This window comes from Colwellia sp. E2M01 (genome assembly GCF_018860585.1).
GTDB lineage: Bacteria > Pseudomonadota > Gammaproteobacteria > Enterobacterales > Alteromonadaceae > Colwellia.
The window spans coordinates 153,761-180,508 of record NZ_JAHKPR010000029.1; the positions used below are offsets into that span (position 1 = coordinate 153,761).

General features: G+C 36.7%; 24 protein-coding genes. 2 read left to right on the forward strand and 22 right to left on the reverse strand.

Going from position 1 to position 26,748, the window contains the following annotated elements:
- Positions 1 to 28 precede the first annotated feature (28 nt).
- From KO502_RS06275 to KO502_RS06315, 9 genes are all read right to left on the reverse strand, one after another.
- On the reverse strand, positions 29 to 661 hold the full coding sequence (locus KO502_RS06275; RefSeq protein ID WP_216021708.1) for a Maf family protein: 633 nt from the start codon (positions 659 to 661) through the stop codon (positions 29 to 31).
- Positions 662 to 776: 115 nt separating this feature from the next.
- Positions 777 to 1,256, reverse strand: coding sequence for a rod shape-determining protein MreD (gene mreD / locus KO502_RS06280; RefSeq protein WP_216021709.1), 480 nt, complete (start codon positions 1,254 to 1,256; stop codon positions 777 to 779).
- Entirely contained in the window at positions 1,256 to 2,200 is a 945-nt protein-coding gene (mreC, locus tag KO502_RS06285; protein WP_216021710.1) for a rod shape-determining protein MreC, read from the reverse strand. Before mreC ends, mreD begins: the two co-directional genes overlap by 1 nt.
- A 219-nt stretch (positions 2,201 to 2,419) precedes the next feature.
- The gene (locus KO502_RS06290; RefSeq protein ID WP_216021711.1) at positions 2,420 to 3,463 is read right to left on the reverse strand and encodes a rod shape-determining protein; all 1,044 of its coding nucleotides are present in this window, start codon (positions 3,461 to 3,463) and stop codon (positions 2,420 to 2,422) included.
- A gap of 177 nt (positions 3,464 to 3,640) precedes the next feature.
- Complete coding sequence (locus KO502_RS06295) at positions 3,641 to 8,266, reverse strand: DUF6701 domain-containing protein (protein WP_216021712.1); 4,626 nt, start codon at positions 8,264 to 8,266, stop codon at positions 3,641 to 3,643.
- Entirely contained in the window at positions 8,267 to 8,764 is a 498-nt protein-coding gene (locus KO502_RS06300; RefSeq protein ID WP_216021713.1) for a pilus assembly PilX N-terminal domain-containing protein, read from the reverse strand. It lies immediately after the preceding gene.
- A gap of 141 nt (positions 8,765 to 8,905) precedes the next feature.
- On the reverse strand, positions 8,906 to 9,790 hold the full coding sequence (locus KO502_RS06305) for a type II secretion system protein (protein ID WP_216021714.1): 885 nt from the start codon (positions 9,788 to 9,790) through the stop codon (positions 8,906 to 8,908).
- Positions 9,790 to 10,350 carry a prepilin-type N-terminal cleavage/methylation domain-containing protein gene (locus tag KO502_RS06310; RefSeq protein ID WP_216021715.1) on the reverse strand — a complete coding sequence of 187 codons (561 nt, stop codon included), beginning with the start codon at positions 10,348 to 10,350 and terminating at the stop codon, positions 9,790 to 9,792. The genes KO502_RS06305 and KO502_RS06310 overlap by 1 nt, the downstream gene beginning before the upstream one ends.
- Complete coding sequence (locus KO502_RS06315) at positions 10,331 to 10,936, reverse strand: type II secretion system protein (protein ID WP_354668309.1); 606 nt, start codon at positions 10,934 to 10,936, stop codon at positions 10,331 to 10,333. Before KO502_RS06315 ends, KO502_RS06310 begins: the two co-directional genes overlap by 20 nt.
- Positions 10,937 to 11,004: 68 nt before the next feature.
- Here KO502_RS06315 and KO502_RS06320 point away from each other — a divergent pair, with 68 nt between their 5' ends.
- Positions 11,005 to 12,729: a PglL family O-oligosaccharyltransferase gene (locus KO502_RS06320; RefSeq protein ID WP_216021716.1), complete on the forward strand. Its 1,725-nt coding sequence runs from the start codon at positions 11,005 to 11,007 to the stop codon at positions 12,727 to 12,729.
- A gap of 64 nt (positions 12,730 to 12,793) precedes the next feature.
- Here the strand turns inward: KO502_RS06320 and KO502_RS17235 are convergent, their stop codons facing one another.
- From KO502_RS17235 to KO502_RS06380, 12 genes are all read right to left on the reverse strand, one after another.
- Entirely contained in the window at positions 12,794 to 13,276 is a 483-nt protein-coding gene (locus KO502_RS17235; protein WP_216021717.1) for a prepilin-type N-terminal cleavage/methylation domain-containing protein, read from the reverse strand.
- A gap of 137 nt (positions 13,277 to 13,413) precedes the next feature.
- Positions 13,414 to 14,043, reverse strand: a complete 630-nt coding sequence (locus tag KO502_RS06330) for a prepilin-type N-terminal cleavage/methylation domain-containing protein (RefSeq protein WP_252730547.1) — start codon at positions 14,041 to 14,043, stop codon at positions 13,414 to 13,416.
- Positions 14,044 to 14,310: 267 nt separating this feature from the next.
- Positions 14,311 to 14,802: a hypothetical protein gene (locus KO502_RS06335; RefSeq protein ID WP_216021719.1), complete on the reverse strand. Its 492-nt coding sequence runs from the start codon at positions 14,800 to 14,802 to the stop codon at positions 14,311 to 14,313.
- Between the two features lie 9 nt (positions 14,803 to 14,811).
- Positions 14,812 to 16,041: a type II secretion system F family protein gene (locus KO502_RS06340; protein ID WP_216021720.1), complete on the reverse strand. Its 1,230-nt coding sequence runs from the start codon at positions 16,039 to 16,041 to the stop codon at positions 14,812 to 14,814.
- A gap of 63 nt (positions 16,042 to 16,104) precedes the next feature.
- Positions 16,105 to 17,817, reverse strand: a complete 1,713-nt coding sequence (locus tag KO502_RS06345) for a GspE/PulE family protein (RefSeq protein WP_216021721.1) — start codon at positions 17,815 to 17,817, stop codon at positions 16,105 to 16,107.
- Between the two features lie 8 nt (positions 17,818 to 17,825).
- The gene (locus KO502_RS06350; protein WP_216021722.1) at positions 17,826 to 19,013 is read right to left on the reverse strand and encodes an MSHA biogenesis protein MshN; all 1,188 of its coding nucleotides are present in this window, start codon (positions 19,011 to 19,013) and stop codon (positions 17,826 to 17,828) included.
- Positions 19,010 to 19,924, reverse strand: a complete 915-nt coding sequence (locus tag KO502_RS06355) for an AAA family ATPase (RefSeq protein ID WP_216021723.1) — start codon at positions 19,922 to 19,924, stop codon at positions 19,010 to 19,012. The genes KO502_RS06350 and KO502_RS06355 overlap by 4 nt, the downstream gene beginning before the upstream one ends.
- Positions 19,925 to 19,973: 49 nt before the next feature.
- Positions 19,974 to 21,827 (reverse strand): pilus (MSHA type) biogenesis protein MshL, encoded by a 1,854-nt coding sequence (gene mshL, locus KO502_RS06360; protein WP_252730549.1) that lies wholly within the window; start codon positions 21,825 to 21,827, stop codon positions 19,974 to 19,976.
- A gap of 20 nt (positions 21,828 to 21,847) precedes the next feature.
- On the reverse strand, positions 21,848 to 22,219 hold the full coding sequence (locus tag KO502_RS06365; RefSeq protein WP_216021725.1) for a hypothetical protein: 372 nt from the start codon (positions 22,217 to 22,219) through the stop codon (positions 21,848 to 21,850).
- Positions 22,212 to 22,910: a hypothetical protein gene (locus KO502_RS06370; RefSeq protein ID WP_216021726.1), complete on the reverse strand. Its 699-nt coding sequence runs from the start codon at positions 22,908 to 22,910 to the stop codon at positions 22,212 to 22,214. The genes KO502_RS06365 and KO502_RS06370 overlap by 8 nt, the downstream gene beginning before the upstream one ends.
- On the reverse strand, positions 22,910 to 23,512 hold the full coding sequence (locus tag KO502_RS06375) for a PilN domain-containing protein (RefSeq protein ID WP_216021727.1): 603 nt from the start codon (positions 23,510 to 23,512) through the stop codon (positions 22,910 to 22,912). Before KO502_RS06375 ends, KO502_RS06370 begins: the two co-directional genes overlap by 1 nt.
- Positions 23,502 to 24,473, reverse strand: a complete 972-nt coding sequence (locus KO502_RS06380; protein WP_216021728.1) for a hypothetical protein — start codon at positions 24,471 to 24,473, stop codon at positions 23,502 to 23,504. Before KO502_RS06380 ends, KO502_RS06375 begins: the two co-directional genes overlap by 11 nt.
- A gap of 387 nt (positions 24,474 to 24,860) precedes the next feature.
- Here KO502_RS06380 and KO502_RS06385 point away from each other — a divergent pair, with 387 nt between their 5' ends.
- On the forward strand, positions 24,861 to 25,847 hold the full coding sequence (locus KO502_RS06385) for a pyridoxal-phosphate dependent enzyme (RefSeq protein WP_216021729.1): 987 nt from the start codon (positions 24,861 to 24,863) through the stop codon (positions 25,845 to 25,847).
- 103 nt (positions 25,848 to 25,950) lie between these two features.
- Here the strand turns inward: KO502_RS06385 and KO502_RS06390 are convergent, their stop codons facing one another.
- Positions 25,951 to 26,706: a type II secretion system protein N gene (locus KO502_RS06390; protein WP_216021730.1), complete on the reverse strand. Its 756-nt coding sequence runs from the start codon at positions 26,704 to 26,706 to the stop codon at positions 25,951 to 25,953.
- Positions 26,707 to 26,748: the final 42 nt, after the last annotated feature.

Genomic DNA, 26,748 nt, shown 5'->3' on the forward strand with positions numbered 1-26,748 from the left:
TTAGTCCTTTCTTCACTTAATTTTTAAATTATTTTTTACACTTGATAGCGCCAACAAAGCCCGCTTCAGTTAATAAATTGTTAGTTTCGTATAATGGCAATCCAACAACAGCTGAATAACTACCGTTAATGTTTTTAACAAACTGCCCAGCAATACCTTGAATACCATAACTGCCAGCTTTGTCTTGCGGCTCACCTGTTAACCAATAGGCTGCAATTTCGTCTTTACTGAGTGTTTTAAATGTCACATCGGTTAACACAACCTTGCCTTGTACGTGATTTTTTCCCACTAAAGCAATAGCAGTTAATACTTGATGTTGATTGTTAGACAACAAAGATAGCGTTTTAATACAATCTTTTTCATCGGTGGGTTTACCTAATATGATGCCATCAAACACCACACTGGTGTCAGAGCCTAATACAAAGCTACATTCTTGCTCATTAGCTGGCAAGTGATTAAATATATGTTGAGCTTTCTGTTTAGCTAAACGTAAAACATATTCATGTGCAGTTTCTGAATCTATAACGGTTTCATCAATATCACTGATTTGTATTGAAAACTCAAAACCAAGTTGTGCAAGTAGAGCGCTACGCCTAGGTGACTGGGAAGCTAATATTAATTTTTTCTGAGGGTTATTTGAACTTGCTGTTACGTTAATCATAAATCTTATATTCTGCAGTTATAGCTAGAGCTTAGGAAAGTTTATAGAACAGCCATTAATGTTTTATTACGCTTTAATACCGTACTTGATGTTTTTTAACTCATCATTAAACGAACTACTTAATTTTAAAGTGTCTACGCACTCGGCGCAGTAATAAAAACAACCAAGGCCAAAGTATAATTGAGGTAATAACAGGATATAAATAATTGGGTAAGAATACCGCATCAGTTAAGAAACGCTGCAACCAAAATACGACTAGGTGATATTGCGCTGATAAAACGCCAATAATAAGTGCTTGTTGTGAAACAGAAAAATTTCTAATTTTTTGAAAATTAACGACTACAATATAAATAGATAACGCCATGGCACATGCGTGCACACCTAACACCGACCCAAGTAATACATCAAGGATAAAGCCCATTACCCAAGCGGTAACAATGTTAACTTTATTAGGCAAAGCTAAACACCAGTACACTAAAATAATTAACACCCAATCAGGACGAAAAACATCAACCCCTAGTGGCATAGGCATAATACTAGCAATTAATGCGATTAATAAAGTCAGTAAAATAATGATGCCGTTATTACTAAACATTAGTTTACACCTGCTGCAATATGTTTTTTAGCTTTCTCTTTTTTAAGATTCTTTTCTTTAACGTTTTCTTTAGTATTACCTTTCTGAGACTTATTATTTTTACCTATAGAAGAGTCCTGAACAGTTTTTTCTTTAGAAAGTAATAGGATATATCGTAATCTGTCTATTTGGGCGATAGGTTGGCTATAAATCACTGCAAATTCTCGAGACTCATCGGCACGTACAAACACAACCTTAGAGACAGGGTAGCCTTCCGGGTATTTTCCGCCTAAGCCGGAAGTGACTAACAAATCACCTTCTTTAACGTCTGCACTGTGAGGAACAAAATTATGAATTAATCTATCTATTTGACCACTGCCTGAAGCAACTAATCTTAAACCATTACGTTGCACTCGTACGGGAATAGCATGTGAAATATCAGTCATTAAAATAACACGAGAGCTACTCGCGCCAGCATGTAGTATTTGACCAACAATACCTTTTTCATCAAGTACTGGTTGACCTTCAAACACACCATCATTCGCGCCACGATTGATAACAACTTGATGTGAATAAGGGTCACTATCAACGGCTAATATTTCAGCAAACATTTTTTTACTTTCACCGCTAACAGGTGAGGCTAACAAGGAGCGAAGTCGTTCATTTTCTTGGCGAAGTATGCTGAGCTGCATTGATTGCTCATGAAAGAAAAGCTCGTTAACACGATACTCTTGGTTTTCTTCCATCAGCTGTTGACGAGTTACCAGGTTTTCAGAAGCCCAGTTCATCACTTGTTTAGGGGCGTTGGCCATATATTGCAAAGGACTAACTAGGGACTGTAAGTAACCACGGGCGGTTTCAAAACTACCCATTTTGTGGTCGAAAAAAATCAAAGCGGCAGAGCAGATTAGCAACAGAATAAGTCGATGCCCTGGAGATGTGCCTTGATTAAATATTGGGTTCATAAAATGTTACAAGGTAGAAGTACTAGATTATAAGGCTTCAAGTCGGTTATTTTTTCATACGTAATAAAGCAACATGCAAATAATTTATTACTATTTATCCATCAATATTTTATTCAAAGTCATTTGGTTCAAGTACAAGGCGATAGCACGGAGTTGACGTTAGTCAATGAGTACTTTCAACGCGGTAATTGAACCAAATGGCAAAGAAGAAACATTGATTTATTCGTAAGAGAACAAATCGCCACCATGCATGTCGATCATTTCAAGGGCTTTACCGCCGCCACGAGCAACACAGGTTAATGGATCATCAGCAACCACAACAGGAATACCTGTTTCTTCCATTAATAAACGGTCTAGGTCTTTTAATAAAGCACCACCACCCGTTAATACCATGCCTCGCTCAGAAATATCAGCAGCTAACTCTGGTGGAGATTGCTCTAACGCCACCATAATTGCACTAACAATACCTGTTAATGGCTCTTGTAGTGCTTCTAAGATTTCGTTGCTGTTTAACGTAAAGCTGCGCGGTACACCTTCTGCTAGGTTACGACCACGAACTTCAATTTCGATTAACTCTTCACCTGGGTAAGCAGAGCCAATTTCATGTTTAATACGTTCTGCTGTTGCTTCACCAATTAAACTACCAAAGTTACGACGTACATAATTAATAATTGCTTCGTCAAACTTGTCACCACCAATACGTACTGATGATGAGTAAACCACACCATTAAGTGAAATAATACCAACTTCTGTGGTACCACCACCTATATCAACCACCATTGAACCTGTTGCTTCTGATACTGGCATACCAGCACCAATTGCTGCTGCCATAGGCTCATCAATTAAATAAACTTCTCTTGCGCCAGCACCTAATGCTGATTCACGAATTGCACGACGCTCAACTTGAGTAGAACCACAAGGCACACAAACTAACACGCGTGGACTTGGACGTAAAAAGTTATTGCTATGCACTTGTTTAATAAAGTGTTGTAGCATTTTTTCAGTAACAAAAAAGTTAGCGATTACGCCGTCTTTCATTGGACGAATAGCTTCTATGTTACCCGGCGTTCTACCTAACATAGCTTTTGCAGCGATACCAACAGCAGCAACACTTTTAGAGCCACCAGCACGATCTTGACGAATAGCAACTACAGAAGGCTCGTTTAATACAATACCTTGGTCTTTTACGTAAATAAGTGTATTGGCTGTACCTAAATCAATAGAAAGATCGTTAGAAAACATGCCGCGTATTTTTTTAAACATAGCTCAAAATGTCCTGTAATGTACTAATAAAGCAAACGCTGATTGTGTGCGAAAATTCGTGCGAGAATGCGTGCGAATAACAGATCGGATAATGATACCTTAGTCTAACGCTAATGTGTTGCTTTTTTTAAGATAAAACGTAAAGAAAAAGTAACGAGTTATTATAAATAACGACTATTAACGCGATACTTCTCTTTGATAGATAATTCGGTCATTACCGCGGTATAGTCCAAAAGTTGCTATAGCGTGTGGATTATCATTGAATAAACCGTCTACATCAGTATATGAGCATTGTAAGTTATCTTCATCTACAGCCCATTTATATTGCAACCATGGAAAAATACTGTAACTAACACAAACTTGGCCAGTATTGCTTTCATTTAAATCAACGGTTGGCGCGGTTAATATAATATCGCGTGTTTCACCATGCAACTCTTCGTCAGCAAATGTACCTGACACTGCACTCTTTATTGGTGTTTTTTCAGGATCTAAACTGATATTAGTGAGGCTAATATTACTAGAGTTATAAATTGTGCAAGTATCTTCTTCATTCAGGATATATCCATCAGCGGTATAATAAGTAACTGACAACGTTTGCGGTAAATCTGAGGTATCAGGGCCATAGCTGTTTTCAAGCTGAGCGCGCCCAAAGCGTATTAACTTGCCACTAGGTTGCAGTGTAAGAATTAGGTTATTACCCGTATCGCCATCATAATCTTTAGTTTCAACAAGATCGCCATCAATAATGGAAACCATAGATAAATCTATATCAGAGGTAAATTCAGCAATCTCACTATTTCCTTCATGCCAATAAAAAAAGTTGTCATCGTCATTGTAGCTATAGGTTATAACGCCATTTTCACCAACTAAGGTTGCTTCATCAATATTTGCAGTTAAGCGTACTAAGTTAGTTGCATCTTTGCCCATTTGACTATTATCGGCAACGGGCGCCAATATTTGCGTACTTGGGGCGGTATGACTTGCAGCCATTAAACGCTCAAAGTTAGTTAATGATAATTTGATAAAATCTTCAGTATAATTCTGCGTTAGCTGATCATTTGAGTTTCTTGCTTCAAGAACAATTTTTGGTGCAATTAAATAACCTAATGCCCCCGTTGCTGAACTGTCCGTCAACCTTTGTCCACTATAGACAAAAGGCAAATCTGTTGTATTAGCTGTATCACAGCTGCCATTTAAAATACCATCTACAACATTTTTCACGGCAAAATGATCTGGAATAAATCGGCCAACGTAAGGCTCTTCGCCGCTAATATCACTACCGCCTAAATATTTACTATCTTGTAAATTAGCACTAAAACTAACTATACCGACTTCGCTATAAGTCATGGATTTATTATTAGCACTGCCGTTAGTCGCAACCCCATTGGTAAAGTTGGTAAATTCAGTATTTGTTAATGTACCGTCGGTACCTGGGTTCGGTAAATATATGCTACCTGAAATAACGACAGTATCGGCAACACTTTCATTTCCAAAGTTTGGTGTCACATTGTTATTAGATAAATCCGCATTAGTATCAGGCACCCCATCGCCATTGGAGTCATCATCAACATGCCATGCTACTGCGCTAACACTTGTGGTGAACTCTTCCCCCGCTTTTTTAAAGACGCTATCACTAGCACTTTGCGCTTCAGGGTTGTCAGCTACGTCGATAAAAAATCCTAAAGGGCGTACCGTTATTGGATTAGAGCTACCCGTAACATATTCTCCAGAAGAGTTACCATTATCATCAGGCAATTCATAACGCGCATGAAGTTGCGTCGTACCAGCGTCTGGATAAGTAAAAACAAACTCTGCCTTATTTTGCGTAGCATTACCAAAATCTAGTGCTACTGAACTAAAAGGTAAGTTATCAAAAGTAATATTATTTGCCGCAGTACCAATATCAACCCCGGAAATGTTTACTTTTTCAGATCCTGTACTCGGATTTTGATAACTACCCGCCATTTCAATAGACTGGCCTGTTACCAAAAGTGGCGCACAAGCACCAGAATCATCAGTTTTAACAGCCTCTACTTGCAAGGTGCTTGCGTTAAAACCTGTATTTGAGGGTTTTCCTGAAAGCTGTAATGGTAAAGTGGAATCACCTGTATCAGTAACAAATCGAAAACCGGCATCAGCAAAGGTAACCGTACAAGGAATTGCTTCTCCATCACTACATTCATAGTATTTATCTATACTTAAAGAAACTTGTTCAGCAACCGTATGGCGATAACTAAAATCACTTTCACCACCGACCACGGTAATCATTTTGTTTGATATTCCTTCAGAGCTACTAGTTACAAGTAACTGCACATCAACATTATTACTATACAGCAGATCACAATCAGCATTACTACAGGCCTTAATCGATATTGTGTCTGGCTCACATGTTAAACCTTGACCATTTAAAGTATCTATCTCAAAGTGATCTATTAAAACTGGACATGAATTTGTGTAGTCTTTAAATGCTCCTCCTAATACCAAACCACCGCCTATTTCTGTGGTATGAGCATTTTCTTCATCATTATCAGCATCCTCGACTATCACTAAACCAACACTAGAGGTTGATATGGCACATTGTTTCAGCCAGCCACCGTCAGGACCGTCATGACTATTTTTACTAGCAATCACTAACGGGGTGTCATCATAAGATTGATTAAAATTAACTATTTGACAGTCATTATCGTCATCGGTACCTTGAATATTATCGTTAGTGAGAAATGATTCAAAAGTAATATCGGTTGTAAGCTGTCCACTAGCACCGGCAGTAATAGCAATATAGCCTATCGTTTCATTAGTATTTACCGTTCCTGTTGTGGTTTCCCCTCTATCTAAAGCAATATTAAATTGAGTATTGGTAACACTACTAACGGTGGTCGCCATAAAAGGCTCTGAAATTGGAAAGGGGCCCGCTGGATGGTTATTCGTCTCATTAGACATGGTTTGAATCGCGGTAATTATTGCCGGTGATTGTGAGAAGTTTAAATCAGCTGTATTGACCGTTTCCCAAGAACTACCGTTAATAAATTTGCTTTGAAAACTTTGCGTATTAACACTCCCTACGCGCATAACAGCGCCACCATCAAGGTTGTAATCCCCTTCAACAATAGCTAAAAAGTCAACTGTTTGAGCAACATTACCCGTAGGAGGTGAACTATTTGCTTGTTCGCGTGATTCAACCTGAGCAATATCAAACCCTTCAGTTGTTACATTTTTAATTCTTAAGGTTAAACGATCTTCATCATTAGCAGTGGTTGGTAAACTAAATACTTGAGGAACGCTAGAGAAAGGAGTATCAAAACACACATGCGTAAATTCAGGGTTACTAATGGTATTATTTAAGGTCACTCGGCCAGTAACCGCTTCAACTAATGTTGGACAAACTCTAGCGCTACCGTCATAACCTCGGCCTGAGTTTTGATTATCATAAATATCTGCAACTTGTGATGAGCTTATCACTTCATCAAAAATCAGTAATTCATCAATTAAGCCTTCAAGCGCTTGAGATGAAACAAAGTCACCTCCTATACTATCTTGTTCTTGTCCAAGAATGAGACTCTGTATACTTAAAGCTGATGACGATTGTGTAACACAACCTTGTAATACCTTATCTACAAATATACAACTTTGATTGCCTTCTCTAGTCCACACTAAATGATGCCACTCGCCATCAGCAATTGAAGGTGTCCTAATATCACCTTGATAAGAATTCTTTAAATGGGGTCTAAAATTAGTATCATTGATAAACCACATTAGTAAATCATTAGCACTAGCGCCAGCACCAGAGAGGAAGCTTTGGTTTGAAGTTTTACTACTTTTAGACCATAAAGAAATACTAAAGTTGGTTTTCCCAGTTAAAACCGATTCATCAAGAATAGCGTAATCATCGATGCCTGTTGCACTTAAATCTATTGCATTACACACCTTACCTTCGGTAGGTTGACTATCTATTGCTTGACCATCTGCCCCCGTAATTGAGTCTATAATTTCACCAGGGGCGCCCGTATACACTAATTCATCAAAACGATAATCCGTAATCGGCATTATAAACGATGGTGTTCCACAAAAATCACCAAAATCAGGAATATCATCCTCAAACTCTATGACTTGCTCTGTATTCGATGGGGTCAGATTTTTAGCGCTGATAGCACCTTTAACATATGATTGATAAGAAATGGTGACATTTTCTTTGCTATATATGAACCCTGAAAAGTTCACTTCGTTACCAACAACAATATTATCTGCTGAGTAAAGTAACAATTGGGTTGCGCTACCATTTTCATTCAAACCTGATTGATATCCTAAAGTAACGATACCCTGAACAAAGATGCGTACAACGCCAGAGCCGTTAATGATTATATTTCTTTGCGAGTTATTAACAAAATTTCCTGTAAAGTAATAATCACCTTCGGTTAGTGTTAAAACTGAGTGATAATTTAATAATAAATCGCCATAGTTTCCTGGCGCTATAGTTTGGCTTTCATTTACAATAAGTGTAATATCACCATCTTCACCAGTTCCAAAATCATTAATATTTACAACTTCAGCTATAGAACCTAGTTTAGTACAAGGTCCATCTTCACAACTATTCCAATTATCACCTGAAGCATCGATAATATCTTGATTAGTTGCTAAAATATTATCGGGACTATTCTTAAGTTGACCATGGTAATTAAAAGTAATAAGCCCTTCATCATCATTATTTTGTATTCCATCTGGAAAAACAACTGGACACTCTACAGCCCTTACACTTTGAGAAAATAGAATAAGGAGTAGATAATAAAACAGTGCACGAATTGTCATCTACAAACTCCTCGCTTCTATTTGAATCGTTCTGCTGCTTTTTACAATCACTTTACTGTCAGAATTCATAGCGCCAGTACCACACTTCCCAGTACTGGTTAGCCGGTAATACTCAACATCATTCTCGCTATCAGAATAGTAATTGTCACACGTTGTTGTCGCTTCACAATCATATAAGCCTGGAATATCTGTATTTTCATCTTGAAAGTCATAAGTAATAATATTGCTAGCATTACAAACGCCAACGGTATTGTTAAGCGGAAAAAGTTGTTGTAACTCTGCTTGCATTGCAGAGTTTGCGGCCATATAAGCGCGCGTACCTAAAACTTCTTGTGATACAGTTTCACTGCTGGTTGAAATCATGCGCATTAGCGCACTACCAAGTAAAGTTAAAATAATGATAACGAATAAAGCTAAGACAATAGAACTCCCTCGCTGTGCATCAGTGCGAGTTAGGTTGCTGTGGAATCTATTTTTAAGCGATTGTTGGTTATGCATATTGCCAGTTAAAACTACTATTTATTAGGACTAACATTGATATAAAGGTAACGCTAAGCAGATGTTTATGCAATATAAGCATGATCTCTGATAAAGTGTTAACTCATAAAATTACAGTTAAAAATTTGCAATACATGCTACTTAAGGAACATTGTTAATATGTACTTCGTGATCAAACACGTAACTCTCATCATCTTGTGTAAACTTAAGATGTATTTGCACAACCGCATTACGCCTTAACGTTGCAGGTTGGTAATTAAAAGGTAAATGACCATTAAAGTTTGTCGTTAAATACCCCGCCATAAGCGTGCTAGAAGAAACAGGCGGAGCAATCTGGTTACCACTAGCAATGTTTTCTTGGTAACGAGAAATAAAACCTGATGTTACACAATAGCTCACCTGGTCATTAATAATATAAAGCCGTTTAGTGGGTGAATCTTCAATAAAGTTAATCGCCTGGTTAAGGATTATTTCAGAAAGATCTACAGCAGTACCAAATACTATATTGTCGGTAACACTTTCAACTTGAAAAGTTTTACCGAGTGCAGCTGTAGAGTCTGCATAAATATCGTCAGTACTTAATGGGTAAACTGTCGCCAGTGCATTACAGTTAGAAACAGTGTCACATTGAAAAGAATCGCCTTCATTATTATTGAAAGGAATTATAGATAAACTGTTGCTAGCTGGCTCTGGCATTACAGGAATATCGGTATAAACAGTACTAGCGATAATGGGAGTAAATTGAAGACACTGTCCTTGTCCTGCATTAAAGTTTTTAACACGAATACTATTTGGTAACGCATTACGTAATTCACGACTTAAACGTTCGATCACAAAACGTGCATTACCAACCAGTTCATCTCGGGCCGTAGCATTGATATAAGTTTGCGTAGATAGGCTGATAAAACCACTTATGCCTACCGCCATTATGCCTAAAATCATAATAACTAGAATCATTTCTAGCAAAGTAAAACCTTGCGTAATTTTTCGCTTCTTTCGGCTAAACTTGACGGCTAAAAAAATCATTAAAAATTAGCCTTATGGCTGGTAAACTCAATTTCGGTGCCTAAAGGGGTTGTTACTGTTACAGTAATACGCTTCGCCAACCTGTTAGCTAAACCAAGATCCTCACCTGCATAAATCACCTTGACAGATATTTTGAACTGATCGTAACCGCCATCAATATCGTCACCCGTTGAGTTTTTTTTATCGCTATAATTGTGAAAGTCGTCTACATCATCGAATAAATTACGATTATCTTCACCAGTCTCTGGCCCAAGTGTTGTAGTACAAGCCGCAGTCCCTGCTTCATCGCATCGAACACGTCCACCAGACATATCTGAATTATCATCAAAAGCACGGCTCGTTATATCGTTCATTAAACTTTGTGCAAGCTCTGAGGCTTTAATTTGTAATACATTATCTGCACTTTTCTCATCTGCTGGAGCGATAAGAGTACTCACGATAGCCAATGATATCGTTAATATAACAATACCTATAATCAACTCAATTAGGGTAAATCCTTGCTGTTTTTTAACTAAACTAGTGAATTGACGGGCTTGTTTATTATGGAAGATCGAATGCATGAATATAGCCCTCCTTTTCAATAGTAATTTTTAGTGATGTACTTGTTGGGTGCGCCACATTGATTACACAACCATTTAAGCAGTCTTTAGTAGGTCGCCCCATCCAATCAAAACCTACCGCTTGAGGATTACTTTGACCATCAATATTAAAGGTAATTTGATAGCGACTATCAACTAAATAGCCTGTTGCATCAGGCTCCCAGTTTTCAATCGTTCCTGGAAATATCATCACATCGCAATCAGTTCTATCAGGAATGCCATAACGAGGATAATCATTATCAAATACTATTTGATGGCAATAATCATCTGCTTGGGAAGTTTGTTGCATCGCCCGTTGCTGCGTTAAACGCAATGCTGCAATTAATTGTGCTCTATGTGTATGTGCTTCGTAACCATCAGTACTATCAAATTTTGGCGCTACCGATACGGCAAGAATTGAAATCAAAAGGATGACAGCAATCAATTCTATTAAAGTAAAGCCTTGGTTTTGCATATTGGTGCTCGATGATAAGTAAATTTTTCTGACGTGACCCCAAATCAATTCTCTGCTGTAGTAAGTACTAACCATACCAACAAAAAATAGCATTATTATCTTACAACACTTTAACCATAGATTGTATACTCAAGTATTGCATTGACTATCATGAGCTTATTTTGATTTTATTACCTTATTTTAAATTTTTTCTCGTACTTTATTTCCTCGTTGGTATGCATGTCATTTTAGATACACCTGGCGGTGTTGGCTTATATTATTCTTATAATGTTATTGCTTGGATAATAACGTCAATATTAATTGCCCTTGGTTTATGGCAAATAACCTTAAATAAAAAAATTTACTACAGTAACATGCTACTTTGGTTAACCTTAGGCTGTATTTGCTTAGTTATTCCTATTTTTTATAATTTTCAATTTACTGACCATGCTATTCCTAGAGTACTCGCCTTAATCGGTGGCTTGCTCTTTTTGTTTTCTCTCTATCAATTTCAACTATCCAAACCTAATATTTTACAAATACTTGGCATAATATTAATTGCTATTATATTGGAAGCCAGCTTTGGTTTAGTACAGTTTTTTATATTTGAAGCCGGAGATTGGGGTGGTTATAGAATAGGTTCTAGTCGCCCACATGGCGTATTCTTACAACCCAATGTGATGGCAAGCTTTATGGCGACAGGTCTAGCTATAGCTTTGTTCTTCTCAAGTAAAACAACACTTTTAACAAAATACAAACCACTTAAGTACTTTGTATTTTTTAGCCTGTTCAGCACTACTTTTTTATTAGTGGTATTACAATCTAGAACCGGCTTTGTTGGTGCATTATTGGCATTAATATGTACAACACCATATATTTTTCAAAAAAGTAAAAGACAATTAGTTACGAACTTATGCGTTATAGGCTTAGCAATAAGTGCGGCATTAATTTGTATTGAAAAATCTTCTACTCCTGTTCGCTCTACCGAAGTCTATCAAAATACAGGGGTTCGTTATGACGTCTATCTGGTTAGCCTTAATATGATTAAAGAGGAGCCACTATTAGGCTACGGCTACGGTGGGTTTGAACGAAGCTTTATTGACCACTTCAACCAATATGCTCAACAGCATCCAGAAGTTGGCGATACGTTGGTGAATTTTTCTCATCCCCATAACGAGGTGTTTTTTTGGGTCGTTGAAGGAGGCGGAGTTGCTTTATTAGCTTTTTTGCTTTTTACTGTCGGTTTTGTATTAACTTGGATTAAAATTCCTCTAAACAAAGGTTTGTTATTATTAGCTTTACCCTTACCTTTATTGGTACATTGCCAATTTGAGTTTCCTTTTTATAGCTCTGTTTCGCATTGGTTAGTATTTTTAATATTACTGTGGGTCATTGATCAATATACTATAAATACTAAAAACAAAATAAATATTATTCCTTGTCAAAAAACGTTTTTAATACGCTTTTTGGCTTTATTGATACCTGCTATTTTTGTCCCTTTTATGGTAACTGCACAACACACTGCATATATTTTAGTAGAATACGAAAAAAACTTAACAGACCCTGTAGCGCTTAAACGTTTGAATAATATTGTTAACCCTATAGCTTGGCAAAATCGGTTAGATGCTGCGGTATATGCTCATATACTTATTTCAGGTTTACATGAAAGAGATAACGAAAAACTAACTAGTTACCTTGATTGGGTTATTGATCGTATACAATATAAACCAAGACCAATTTTGTATAGAAAAGCGTTATTAGTGGCGAATATACTCGATAAAGAAGAACTTTTTGACCGACTACTTAACGAAGCTCAACGTACTTATCCACAAGAGAAAACAAGATGGTTAATAGATTTAGAGAAGCATGAAGTACAAGTTAAACAAAATAATACGACAACTAAATAAACAATCAGACATAAAAAAGCCGAGGTTTACTCGGCTTAATAATTTTTAGTTTATATCTATGCAATTAACAATCAGAAACAACACTTTCAATTTCAGGTTTATCACCTGACTCTGCTGCATTGCTATAAGTAACCTGACACTCAACTTTATTCGAGGCATCTGAATGCTGAAAAGAAATACTACCATCAGTCCCATCATCATCGAGGAGGAAATCTGCACCTTCACTTACTGAAGCAGAAATATCCGTTAACTTTTGAATATCTGCAGCTATTGGGTATCCATTAACAAAAGTAACAGTATCGCTGCCAAAAGACATACTCCCACCTGCACTAACACCTTTAACAAGACGTTTCGCATAAGCCATATCTGCCGCAGATTTTAAAGAACCTTCAACTGCTTGCACAACTGACGCTTTTGCATCACCGCTCAAATCAATAAACTTAGGTGCTGCAGTAACAGCTAAAATACCTAGAATAACGATTACTACTACCAATTCAATTAAGGTAAAACCCTTTTGATTTACTTTAACATTCATACTATTTTTCATGTTTTATCCTCAATTTATAAACGAAAATATTCGCGTTTTAATGGCTGATTTAGACTTACTTAATAGTGAAATTAAACTATTAGATTTATATTAATAATTATAAACCAAAAAATCCAATTTCACTTTAAAATTTATTGTTAATTATCATTGATATAAATAATTACTGAGCTATTAGCTGGTTGATAGCTAAAGCTATTACCAACACTAGTTAATGTCGCTGTTGTTAAGGCAACATATTCGCCAGTGTCGTCACGTGCTAGTGTTTCTTTTAAATGATAATGACATAACGTATTAGCGCCACCACCTGAAACACTCGCTAAATACCTAAAACTATCATCACTATTAATATTATCCACATCGTCTGTTATTGCTGGTGGTTGCTGTAACAAGCTATTCCACACATCAATACATGATGCTGCCGTCATTTCTTTAGTGCCATTTATACCCGGTGTGGCACTCAGCCCAACAATGTAACCTGGGCTGATTGCTGGTGTAGTTGAACGGTCTTCACTGGTTAGGTATACAACAGTGCCGTCGTAATTAACAAAGTTTTCGCCACTGGAGTCTTTTGGGCGAGCCTCGGCTTCCCACTGTGAACGTGCTAATGATACACCTGTTGCGAATCCACCGGCCATACCTTCAATATTAGCTTGCTTAGCTTGCTCAGTTAAGTCGACAAATTTAGGAATAGCTGTTGTAGCTAAAAAACCTAAAATAACGACAACGATAACCAATTCTATTAATGTAAAACCTGTATTTTTGTTCATACTAAATACTGACTCATTATAACTATTGTTGTGTACCATTGGGGTGACCTTATTAAATAAACTAGATAGTTAGGTATTGATGTACTTCGCATTAATACATTTATTTAGTTCAACTGCTTTGTATTATCTACCACGAATCTAGATTTACTAGACCAGCATAACAACATTATGATTTAGAGATCTCTAAAAAACAATGTTATCTACCCATCACACCTCTACCGCTGATGAAATGAATACTCAGTATTAGATCAACTTGATAAGTAATGGTTAGTTGCTTAATTTTATTTTCCCTGTATCACTACGATAGTCAAAAGATTGTCCATTAGCAATACTGTAACGGCATAAACGGCCGTTTTTAATCACTTTATTTTGAATTTCAATCGCAACAACTGTTGATTTGACCACCTTTAATGGTACTGCTAGGGTTTGCTGCCAAATATCATGACAAGCTAGCCTGTGGTTTTTACTATCAATCCAGCCAAACTTATTTACTTTAATGTACTGTTTTTCACTACTGCTAAGTTGACTCAGCACAACAGTTTCGGGCTGTCTATCCATCAGCCATTGCCCATGAACAACGTTAACTTTACTCATAAAGCTTTGTGCTAACCCGGTAAAAGCTGTATCAGTTATTTTTTCTTGTTGACTAAAAAAAACATCTAATAATAATTTCATCATTATCATAACAACAACAATCACCACTAAAAGCTCAACCATAGAGCCTTGTTTTTTTTCAGAATGATTTAGTGGTTTATTCATTCTACTTATCTACCCTTGCATGGCCGAAGCCATATCCCACATCGGGGTGAAAATCCCTAATGCTAACACCAACACCATTACTGCCACTACTACCAGAAGTAGAGGTTCAATGCGGGCGGTAAGAGTGCTTAAGTCATAATCAACTTCACGCTCATAATAATCACCTACTTCGGCAAGTAACTCGTCTACACGACCTGTTTCTTCACCAACAGCAACCATTTGCAAAACTAAAGGAGTGAATAAACCGCTTGCTACAGAAGATCGCAATAAACTTTCACCGCCTTCAATCCCTTGACGCATTGCCGCTATTTTACCTTGCATGTAACTATTATCTACAGCATCTGCTACCAAGGTTAATCCTGTGGTCATGGGGACTCCAGCCTTTAACACAATGGCAAAGCTGTGCGAAAATCTCGCCAAAATAGAGCGTTCAATAATGCTACCGACAATTGGAATGTTGATTTTACGTTTATCCCATTGCAGTCTACCCTGTTTAGTTTTTAAGGACTTATTAATCATATAAAAGATCAAAATAACGCCCGTTAGCATATACGGCCAATAATTTAAAAATAGATTAGAGCTGGCAATAATAAAGCGAGTAGCAAGAGGTAAATCAGCCCCTAAGCGAGAAAACATGTCTGCAAAGGTTGGAATAACAAAAATATTAAGAATAACTATCGCCGCAGTTATCGCAATTAAAACCATACTTGGGTAACGTAAAGCCGCTTTAATACGTTTTCGAGTATCTAGTTCACGTTCAAGATAACTCGTTAGCTTTAAGAATGCTTGATCTAATTGCCCTGTATTTTCACCAACATGTATCAATGAAACAAATAGATTATCAAAAATTTTGGGATGGCTATTTAACGCGGATGAAAAGGCGTAACCACCTTCAAGTTGTCTGCCTATATCTGATAGTGCTTTTTTTAATGTTATTGAATTAGCAGATTCAACCATGCCATTAATTGCTCTTAATATTGGCACCCCTGAGCGCATTAAAGCGTACATTTGTCGACAGAAAATAATTAACTCTTCTAGTGACACTCGGCCATTATTAAACAACTCTAAAACATCAATATTTGCACTAGTTTTATCACCTTGCTTTACTGCAGTAACAGCAATAGGAGTTATACCTTTTTTAAAAACCTTTTCAGCAGCCAAATCGACATTGGCAGCTTCAAGACTACCTTTTACTTGACTGCCATTGGCATTTCGCCCTGTATAATTAAATAAAGCCATAAATTCTCTATACTTTTACCAAATGTAACGTATCTATATAATGGAAGAATAACCGCTCAAAACTTAGCTGATATCAATAGTCTCTACGAGGCGTAATACTTCTTCTACCGAGGTAATACCTTCAGCTGCGTAATTAAAAGCGGCATTCGCCAAAGGTGTAAAAGTAGGGTTCTTTTTAGCTAATGCTGAAAACGCCTCACTATCATTACGCTTTAAAGCAGCCATCATTTCAGCATTCATTTCAAGTATTTCAAATACACCTATTCGGCCTTTATAACCGGTATATTGGCATGATTGACAACCCTTACCGTGCATAAATTTAATATTCTTTGCCTGTTCACCAGCTAAGTTAGTTAACCAAAATAACTCTTGTTCATCAGCATGATATTCAATAGCACAAACATCACACACTCTACGAACAAGTCGTTGAGCAATTACAGCGCGTAATGCACTACCCACTAAGAAACCGGCTGCGCCCATATCGATTAACCGTAAGGCACTGGTTATAGCATCATTGGTGTGTAATGTTGATAAAACTAAATGACCTGTTATGGCGCCACGCAGACCTATTTCGACTGTTTCTTGATCTCGCATCTCACCGACCATCATAATATCGGGATCTTGACGAAGTGCGGTACGTAAAACCCGAGAAAAACTTAAATCTATCTTGGTATTTATTTGTACTTGGTTTATACGAGGTAAACGATATTCAACAGGATCTTCTACCGTGATTATTTTTTTACTGGGTTCGTTTAATTCGCTTAATGCTGCATATAAGGTAGTCGTTTTACCACTCCCCGTTGGTCCGGTAACCAAAATCATACCGTGTGGACGATGAATTTGCAGTCGTATACGTTCAGCAATATCGGCCGGCATACCCGTTTGATCTAATGATAATAAGCCAGCCGATTGATCTAATAAACGCATAACCACCGACTCACCAAATTGCACTGGCATAGTCGACATACGTACATCAATACTATGCCCGGCAATATCTAGGTGAAAACGGCCATCTTGAGGAATACGCTTTTCAGAGATATCAAGTCCCGCCATTAATTTAAGGCGTAACACCATAGCCGAAGCTATTTTATTTTCTTTAAGTACTTTCTCTTGTAAAACACCATCAATACGTTGTCGAATTCGTAGTTGTTGTTCTTCAGGTTCAATATGAATATCCGATGCTCGCATTTGTACGGCATCTTCAAATACAGACTGAAGCAACTTACCAACAGTTGCATCACCACCTTCATCTAAAAAATTAGTTTCTAAATTAAAACTAGAGGATTCTTCGTATTCCTCTTCCAGTTGACTCGCAAAAGACTCAATTTCAGCGGTACGTCGGTACAAACCATCAAAAGCATCAAAAATCTGTGACTCCATAACCACAGCCAGTTCAATACGTTTAGGAGAAAGCATGCGCTCTAATTGATCTAAGCCACTTAAATCAGCAGGGTCACTCATTCCTAAGAGTACTGACGCGCCTCTATCTTCAATAATTAAAGCTCTTAAACGTCGAGCATGAACTTCAGGTAATAAGGTTGCTACATTGGGGGATATTTTATGCTGTGAAATATCTAAAAAGGGCACGTCTAACTGCTGCGCTAAAAACTGCAATAGTTGTCGTTCAGTTAAAGAGTTTAATTCTATTAACGTATCACCTAACTTACGGCCTGTTTCTTTTTGAGCGGATAACGCTTGCATTAGTTGTTCTTTGGTGATGATATTTTCATGGACCAATAAATCACCTAAGCGCATCTTTAATTTGTGAGCTGCCATAATATTTCCTACTGTCCTATTGCTAGTATGCGCTGTTTAACAAAATCTTCTGAAGAAACAGATAAATCATTTTTAGCTAAAGCATTATTATAAGATTCATTTGCTAATCTAAACTGACTATTTTTGTCATATAAAACAGCAATAGCTAAATGCCATCGACCTTTTTCCGGCTGCATTGAAATGAGTGTTTTATAAGCCATTATAGCTATTTGATTTTGCTGCGCCTGTTGTGCTGTATTTGCTAACATTATTTGGTATTGCTCATTTTTTAACTGAGCTAACGGTTTTAAGGTATTTAAAGCCGCGGTAACTTGTTGCTGTTGTAAGTGAATACGGGCTTTCATTTCTCGTAGACTACTATCCTTTGCATCTAAAGCTATACCCTGCGACAGTAAATTAGTTGCGTTTTGGTATGCTTGTCTGCCAAACCATAACGCTGCTAGTTTTTTGCGTGTTTGGCTATCAGTAGGCTTTAAAATAATTACGTCTTCTAACAACTTTTCAGCTTTATCTACTTGTTTTGCCTCGAGTGCCTTTTCAGCTAAAACTAATTTTTTTGCAACTAATTCATCTGCCGATAAGTTACGGCGTGATACTGACATTTTATTCGCTGCAGGTTTATTAACAACAGGTGTAACGTCATGGCTGCGACTTCCTTCTTCATCTGAATGGCTGTGACTATGTTGACGTTCATTGGCTTTTTTAGACGCTGTTACTGGCTTAGCCGCAACAGTTTTTTTGTTTTCTTCTTGTGCAACTTTAGTTTGTATAGGTGTAGCTTCTGATTTCGTTGTTGCTTCAGTTACTAGTACTTGATTGACTGCTTTTTGCGGAGTTATAGGCTTATCTTGATTTGACGATATAGACGTTTTAAGTGCTTTTAACTGCGATGGTTTTTCCATATTACTTTGAGAGTTATTAATAGCCAATGCGCTAGAAGCGTTTTTTTGCACACTCTCTGATTGGGCATTCGCTTGTTGGATATGCTTTTTTTCAGCCTTTAAGGTGTTGTTTTCAGCTATAAGTTGCCAAATATAAAAACCAAGCAAACATAAAAACAATACTCCAAAACCGGTAATTAACGCCACATTGGTAGTTGAAAGCCCCATACGACTATTATTTTGTAGAGCATTATGCTTATTCGATTCAGAATCTCGCTTATCTAAATCTTTTAACATTTGATTGATAACACTCATAGTTCATTTACCGAGGAAAAATAGAAAAAAAAGCCACCCAATATTATTAAAGATGAAATGGCGACATACAAAGCAAGGAACATTTTTTTATTTGAGTTTTGTTCAATACTCTCGGTATCCTCTACTGCTGCTTGTAAAATTTTAGCTGTCATATTGTAATGACCTTGCCCATAAGCAACCATAAGCATTTTATGACACAGAATATTAACTAACCGCGGCACACCTTGACTAACTCGCGCTATTTTATTACATAACTGATCAGAAAAAAGCTCAGCCCCCTTATAACCTGCAACTTGCAATCTATGATGGATATATTGCTGCACTTCATTTGAGTTCATGGCTCTTAATTTATAAGAAAATGTTATCCGCTGTTTTAATTGTCTAAACTCTGTTGTACTTAATCGCTCATCAAGTTCGGGTTGTGCAAATAAAACAACTTGCAGTAATTTGCGGGTTTCTGTTTCTAAATTAGTGAAAAGTCTTAACGCTTCTAAACTGTCTTCTGGCAATGCTTGTGCTTCATCGAGTATTAACACCACCGAGTGGCCTTGACTATGTAACTCTAATAACCGTGTTTGGATACGTTGTGTTAGTAACTGCACAGACATACGTTGTGCTTGTTTAATACCTAATTCAACCGCAACTGCGCGTCTTAATTCATCAGGATTTAAATAAGGATTAGGAATATATGCTGTAACAAAGTGCTCTGGGATTTCATTAAGTAACTTACGACATAGTAATGTCTTACCGGTACCTACTTCTCCCACCACTTTAATAAAGCCCTCACCTGTTTTCAGGGCAGTTGACAATACAGCTAGTGCTTCGTCGTGCATGGCCATAGGCAAGTAAAAGCTGGTATTAGGCGTTAACGTAAATGGTAGTTCTGTTAAACCAAAATGATATAAGTACATAGCTCTTTCACAGCATCAGCTAGTTAAGTTAAACATCATTGAAGGTAACTTATAGTTCTGTATTAACATCATTGTGTGCTACACCTGTACTTGTATTTTGCTCAGCATTTATTTTCGCCTGTTGGCACACATCATTGCTTTGTGCATATTCAGCATTTGCGCATTGCTCTTGACACTCTGCGGTCAATTCACCGTTATCTGATAGCTCACATTCTTCTACTTCTTCAGGAAACCACTTTGTTAAAATACTACGTGCGTCTTTTAATTGATGCTTCCAAGTGTCTTGCCCTACCACAACAGGTTTAAGCATGATAACTAACTCACGCTTTTGTGATTGAGTTGACTTACTTTTAAACAGCTCCCCAAGAAAAGGAATGTCGCCTAAAATTGGCGTTTTAGATTCAAGATCTATGTTGTAAGTTTCAATTAAACCACCAATAACAGCAACTTCGCCTGACATGGCACGAATAATAGTATCAGATTCTCGAACACGGCTTTGAGCCAATGGTAATACAAGCTCTTCATCGCCTATTTGAATAACTTTATTTTGCTCTTCTGTTACAGTTACAGAAGGATGCACATGAAGGATAACACCACCGTCTTTACTTATTTGTGGGGTAACATCAAGCGCAATACCTGAGAAAAAAGGCGTCAATTCGATATCAGGTGTTGCATAAGTACCATCACCACCACTGCTTGTAAAAACAGTACTCGAAACATCTGTAACAAAGTATTCGTCTTCACCAACTTTAATAACCGCTTTTTGATTATTAGTTGCCGTTATACGCGGGCTTGATAGTACTTGTACATTACCTTGAGTTTCTAATAACTCGATAACTCCCGAAAAGTCACTACCACTAGTTTGTTTACTAAAACCAATAGTATTAACACCGCCAATTGCACTGGAGATTACGCTACCAACAACATTGCCTGTTGTAGAATAAACTATTTCTGCACTACCTATGTTATCTAATACTTGGTTCCATTTTATGCCTTGTTGAAAGTCATCATTAAGTGTCACTTCCATGATTTTCGCTTCAATGATTACTTGACGGTGCAAATGACTTTCAGTGTCAGTTAAAAACTTTTTAACTGCGTTTATTTCTTGAGGTAATGCACGAACGGTTACTAAGCCAGCTTGCGGTGAAACAATAATTGAACGCCCATCCCCAGTACCAATAAAAGAATTTAGTGATTCTTTTAGTTCAACCCAAAAGTCAGACTCGTTTTGGGTATATAAATTAACGCCGTTTTGATTGCTTGAATCACCAGTATTACTATTATTACTATTATTACTATTATTATTACCGTAATTATTGCTATTACGGTTGTTGCTACCATTATTACTGTTATTGTTTTCGCTTGATGAAACCCCACCCGAGTTAATTGTCGTTCTCGACGAGCCAAAACGTTTAAGGAATAAGTAATTTAGCGCAATAGTTTCAGAGCGGATACCTGGCGGGAACACCTGAACCACATTACCTTTTTTAGTTATTTCATAACCATAAACATCTTCAACCACAGTTAAGGCTTCAGTTAAAGTAACGTCACTCAAGCTTAATGATATTTGCCCCGTTACGTTAGGGTGGATAACAACGTTATAACGAGAGCCTCTAACAATAGCCTGAAAAAAATCTTTTGCTTCAACTTCTGTCGCTGAAATTTCTAAACGTTTCTCAGCTAACATGCCTTGTTTAGCTAGATCCATATCATTGAACATCATTTCTTGTTGAACAGAATTAGGTACTTGCGTTAACGGTTTAGGTTGTTTTAATTGGTCATTTGATTTGATCGCATAATCTATATCTTCTTTCATCCAAACAGGATCATCTGGTGACGATTGACAGCCAACTAAAATAAACACTAATGTTGCCAGTGTAATTTTTGATTTAACGTTTTTCATAGGGAAACTTATTTTTATCATTAGTTAGCTACCGTGTTTTCTACAACGTGACTTGTAAAACCTTTACTTTTAAAAACATTTATCTTTAAACGTTCAGACTTGCTACGTAAGACTACACTATGATTATTAATTGCGGTGATGCGGTATTCACCAACATAGTCAAACATTTTATAAATTTTGCCATTTATTACCGCGGTATGAATACCATCGCCGTGAATAATTGACGTGAGTGTTAAACCATCTTTAACGTTTAAAGAATTATTCGTACTTGTCGCACTAACACCAAACGGTTTAGTGGGATCAAGGTTTTGAGCCGAGGCAACAGTTGAAGTAAGTATAACTATAACACTTAAAATAACAGTGACTTTGGAATTTAAATGAGCTTTATACACCAATAAACTCCTTATTTAATCCTAAACTATAAATTATTATTTCAACTTCATTTACAGGGTATTCCTTTACTTGAAGCTGAAAATCTTGCCAAAAAAACTTCCACGAGAGTTGCTCAAGTTGCATGAGGTAATTTCGTAATTGAAAATATTCACCTGATAATTTTAACTTAATGCCATGTTTATATAAGTTTAAGCCCAGCTGTTCAGGTGGCAGCGAGTAGTTATTAACATTTACATCCGCATCAGCTGAAACAGCCGATAAATTTAAGAGCGGTTGAGCTCCTATCAATTCAAAAGAAAGTAATGATACGCCTGGCTCTAATTGTAAAAGTTTTATTAATGCTTCACGCATTTCAACAGGGCTAATAAGGTCAGTGGTTAATAGCACTAATTGCCCATCAAGCTGAGCCAGCTTACTTTCTAATTGTGCTATTTGTTTAAGTACATCAGTATCAGGATCAAGTTTCAACGCTGTTTGATATTGCTCAATAGAGTAATCAAGTGTTTGAATGCTCGATTGCATACTCTTACTTTGCTTATCTAAGTTAACAGTTTTGGCACTTTTCTCATCAATAAAAAGATATGAAATAATAAAAAATATTGCCACTACCCCAGTAAGTAATAATAAAAGCTGTTCACGGCTAGTTAATTGATGAAATTTGTCATTATAGTTTTGCCATTGTTGCTTCATTATTTCTTACCTTCTTTTTCCGCTGAACTAACAACAAACTCGGTAAGATTGTTTTCACTTTGATTCAGTTTGAAATTCAAAAACTCTTTACCTGATAATAAACTTGATTGTTTAAATCCTGCCAACCACGCAGGTACGGCTTGTGGATTTAAAGCCAACCCAGAAAAAGTCATGGCTTTTGAATTAATGCTAATTTTTTGTAATCGAATATCTTTATGGTGCATCTTGGATAAGTTATTCATAATCATAACAAAACCACCAGCAAAGGTTTCGTTTGAATCAGTAAGTTTGTTTAATAACGCGTCTTTATGCTGCATAACCAACTTTAAAGTACTGAGTTTTTGTTTTAATTCTGGCGTTACCTGTCTATTTGCCAAGCGCGTTTCTAGCTGACTTCCTTGACGTTGTTTTTGCTGTAGATCTTTTTTCAAAACATTATATTTTATGGTCGCTTCTTTATAATTCAGATCGGTCACAATTGTCCAAATCGCCATAAGCAATAACAACCCTAACCAACAAGCTACCACTTTACCTAGTGTCAAAAGTGGCTTTTCTGGAAAAAGATCTGCTTGTAGTAAGTTTATATTCTTTTTAATTACCAAAGTGCTCTCCTACCACAATATTTTCTTCAGTATAAGCAGAAGCATGGTCAATACTTGCCCCAATAGCAGCGGCATATTCCCTATGTTGATGGTATGGCCGAGGCAATTCTAACAAGCTCACTGGTGCCAAAGTATTTGCAGCTAGCTTTTCGATAAAGAAATCCTCGAGTTTCATCGGTAATAACACTTTAATAGCGTGTATCGGGGCTTGCTTTAATTGTCGTTCAAAATAATCAGTTGAACGCTGGATCTCTAAACTCAGATCGTCAACAACAGAGGCGGTAAGCTCCGCTTCTGTTTTAACTGCTATTTGAGCATAACCACGTAAACGACGTTGAAAGAAAATTTGATTATCTTTCACAATAATTAACACTATTTCTTCATTAGGCTGCTGGCAGACTAATAAAGTGGCGTCATGCTGTGCAGGTAACAAATTAGCAAAAGCAAATTCTTGCGTGGTTATATTGCTAACTTTTACTTGCCCTTGCTCTGTAATTATGGCTAATTTTTTTATTTCATCTAAAGGGGCACACACAACGTTAATCTTTTCTTTGCCACCTGACAGGATCGGCGCATCATAATAATCAAGCAGCATATTATCAGCCGCGATACTGACTAAATCTTTAATTTGCCATTTTAAAGCACTATTTATTTCAGTCTCGGATAGTGCTGGCTTATCAATTTGTACTATTTGAGATTGGGCTTCACTCAACACTAAAGTGGCATTTCCATCAAGCTCATGATTGTTATGAAACGCTTGAATATTTTTAACAAAGTGAGTGAAGTTGGCTTTTTCATGTTTAAAAATAACTTTAGCTGAGTTTTTATTCTCAGTGTCGCTATTTTGTACCTGAGCGGGAATAGAACACATAGAAATACCTTGCTGCTGAAAAGCAATACCTATGCGTTGTTTTGAATTGTTTTTTGAAAAAAATTGACTTATTTTTGTTAAAAGTGACATTAACACTCAAACTCCTTCAAAGTGCGAGTTTCGAAACATTTGAGAAAACCACGTGCAAGCCGTATTTTATAATTAATGGTAATTACCTTCTAAATGAATGCAACGATATGTATATTGGTAATACCCCATCGTACTCTATTTAACTTCAATATACCCTTTGTTATGCTCGCAGAGCAAGGAATACTAATAACTATTAGTTAAGTTTATTAGTCGTTTAAGTGCAAATTTTTATTATTTGAATGACAAAAATATAAGCATATTTAACAATATCGCTAAGGTTTTATTAAAACCCTAAGTATTTTACTTATCCTTCGTTTAATAAGGTTAGTATCAATATGGTATATAATCTTTTTAGTTTCTTTAGTAACCTATTTTAGTTTTCAATTTATGCCTAAACCTTTATCAAAATTAGAAAAATTAACACATCCGCTATTTGATAAATATAGAGTTAATGTTTCAATAAAGCGAGACGATCAGTTACATCAGGTAATTTCGGGTAATAAATGGCGAAAATTGAAATATAATTTAAGGCAAGCAACACAAGATAGCTTTCAAGGCGCGTTAACTTTTGGCGGAAGTTACTCTAACCATATTCATGCTTTTGCCTATGCCTGTAAGCAAAAAAACATTCCCTGTATTGGCATCATTCGCGGCGAGTCACATTATGCTGATAACTTTACATTAAGTTGGGCGCGTCATTGGGGCATGCAGTGCCATTTTGTCGATCGTAAAACTTACCGTAGACGGTTTGATAGTGACTATCTTGAAGAGTTACAGCAGTTATACCCGAACTATTTTATTATTCCTGAAGGTGGTAGTAATTCATTAGCTGTAGCAGGTGTAGCAGAAGTACTCACCGAACTTAATCAACAGACTGAATTTGATACTTTACTTACTCCCGTAGGTAGTGGCGGAACGTTAGCTGGCTTAATAGCTGGTGATAATATCCCTAAAAATAATCAACATAAAATAGTAGGTATAGCAGTATTAAAGCAAGGGGAATATTTACTTAATGAAATAAAAGCGTTAATTCAATCTCACACTTTTGACCAAACACATACTTCGATTCATAAACAGCATAATAACTGGCAATTATTAACAGAGTTTCATCGTGGCGGTTACGGTAAGTTTAGCGATAACGATGCTCAACGGATTATCGCTTTTAATCAAGAAACAGGGATAACGTTTGAACCCGTTTATTCGGGAAAGATGATTTTGGCCTTGCTCGACTTATTAGAGCAAGGCTACTTTAAACCGGGTGAACGTATTGTATTATTGCACACTGGAGGGTTACAAGGTCTTGGTGGTTTGCTTGAGCAAGGTAGGTTAAACCCTGAAGATTGGCCAACGCCTATTTCGATTATTACACCTTAACGTTAAATTAATACCAATTTGATTAAATTGGTATAACATAGTTTTAGCTTCTGCGTATTGGGTAAATATAAATAAAGCAGCGGTTTAAGCCGCCCTAAGTTAATTAAAATCTAAGGCGATACTGCCCTTGAGCGTCTGGGCGCCCTAAAAATGTTAACGCTTGTTTTAAGTTAGCAGGAAACTTAGGTCCTGGTTTAACAAAACCTTGTCCTGTCGCTTTTTGCGTTGCTAAATTTAATCGAGTATCTAAAGTTACCCCTAAATCATTATCTGGTAAAATTTTAGCAAGTAGATCGCCATCTTCGCAGCTAATATCTGCTTTAAGTGAGCCTACTTTAATATCGTAGTTTAAGGCATTAACACTTGCACGAATCCAGCTTACCTGTCCTTGTGCATATTCACACGTTAACTTGTTTGATGTATTTAAAGTCAATTCGGTTAATGCTATTTCAACATTACCTTGAGCGCTAGCAGGGATCGGTAACGGTAAATTTTGAGCAATATCATTGGCATTAAGAAATAACTCCACATCATTAAGCGACAATTCACTTGATGATACTGTTAATGTTAGCTTTCCTTCCGGTCCATTTAACATAGCATCACCAAAAGAGACATCTATCGATGGAGCGAAAAACAACAACGACCAAAAACTAAGCTCGGTGTTAATCTTCTCTATTTCATTATTATTGACAAATACTTTATTAATTTCACCTTGCCAGATGGTGCCTGAAGCAATACCTACACTTACATTTTTAGGAAGATTTATATTATTCAACAAAACAGCTAACGGTATTGTTGCCACTAAAAACACGAAATAACTGCCAAAAAATATTGCCGTAAAAGCAAACCACTTCTTCATTTAATCTCTCTATATTTTTATCTGTTACTAAGTAACTTATAC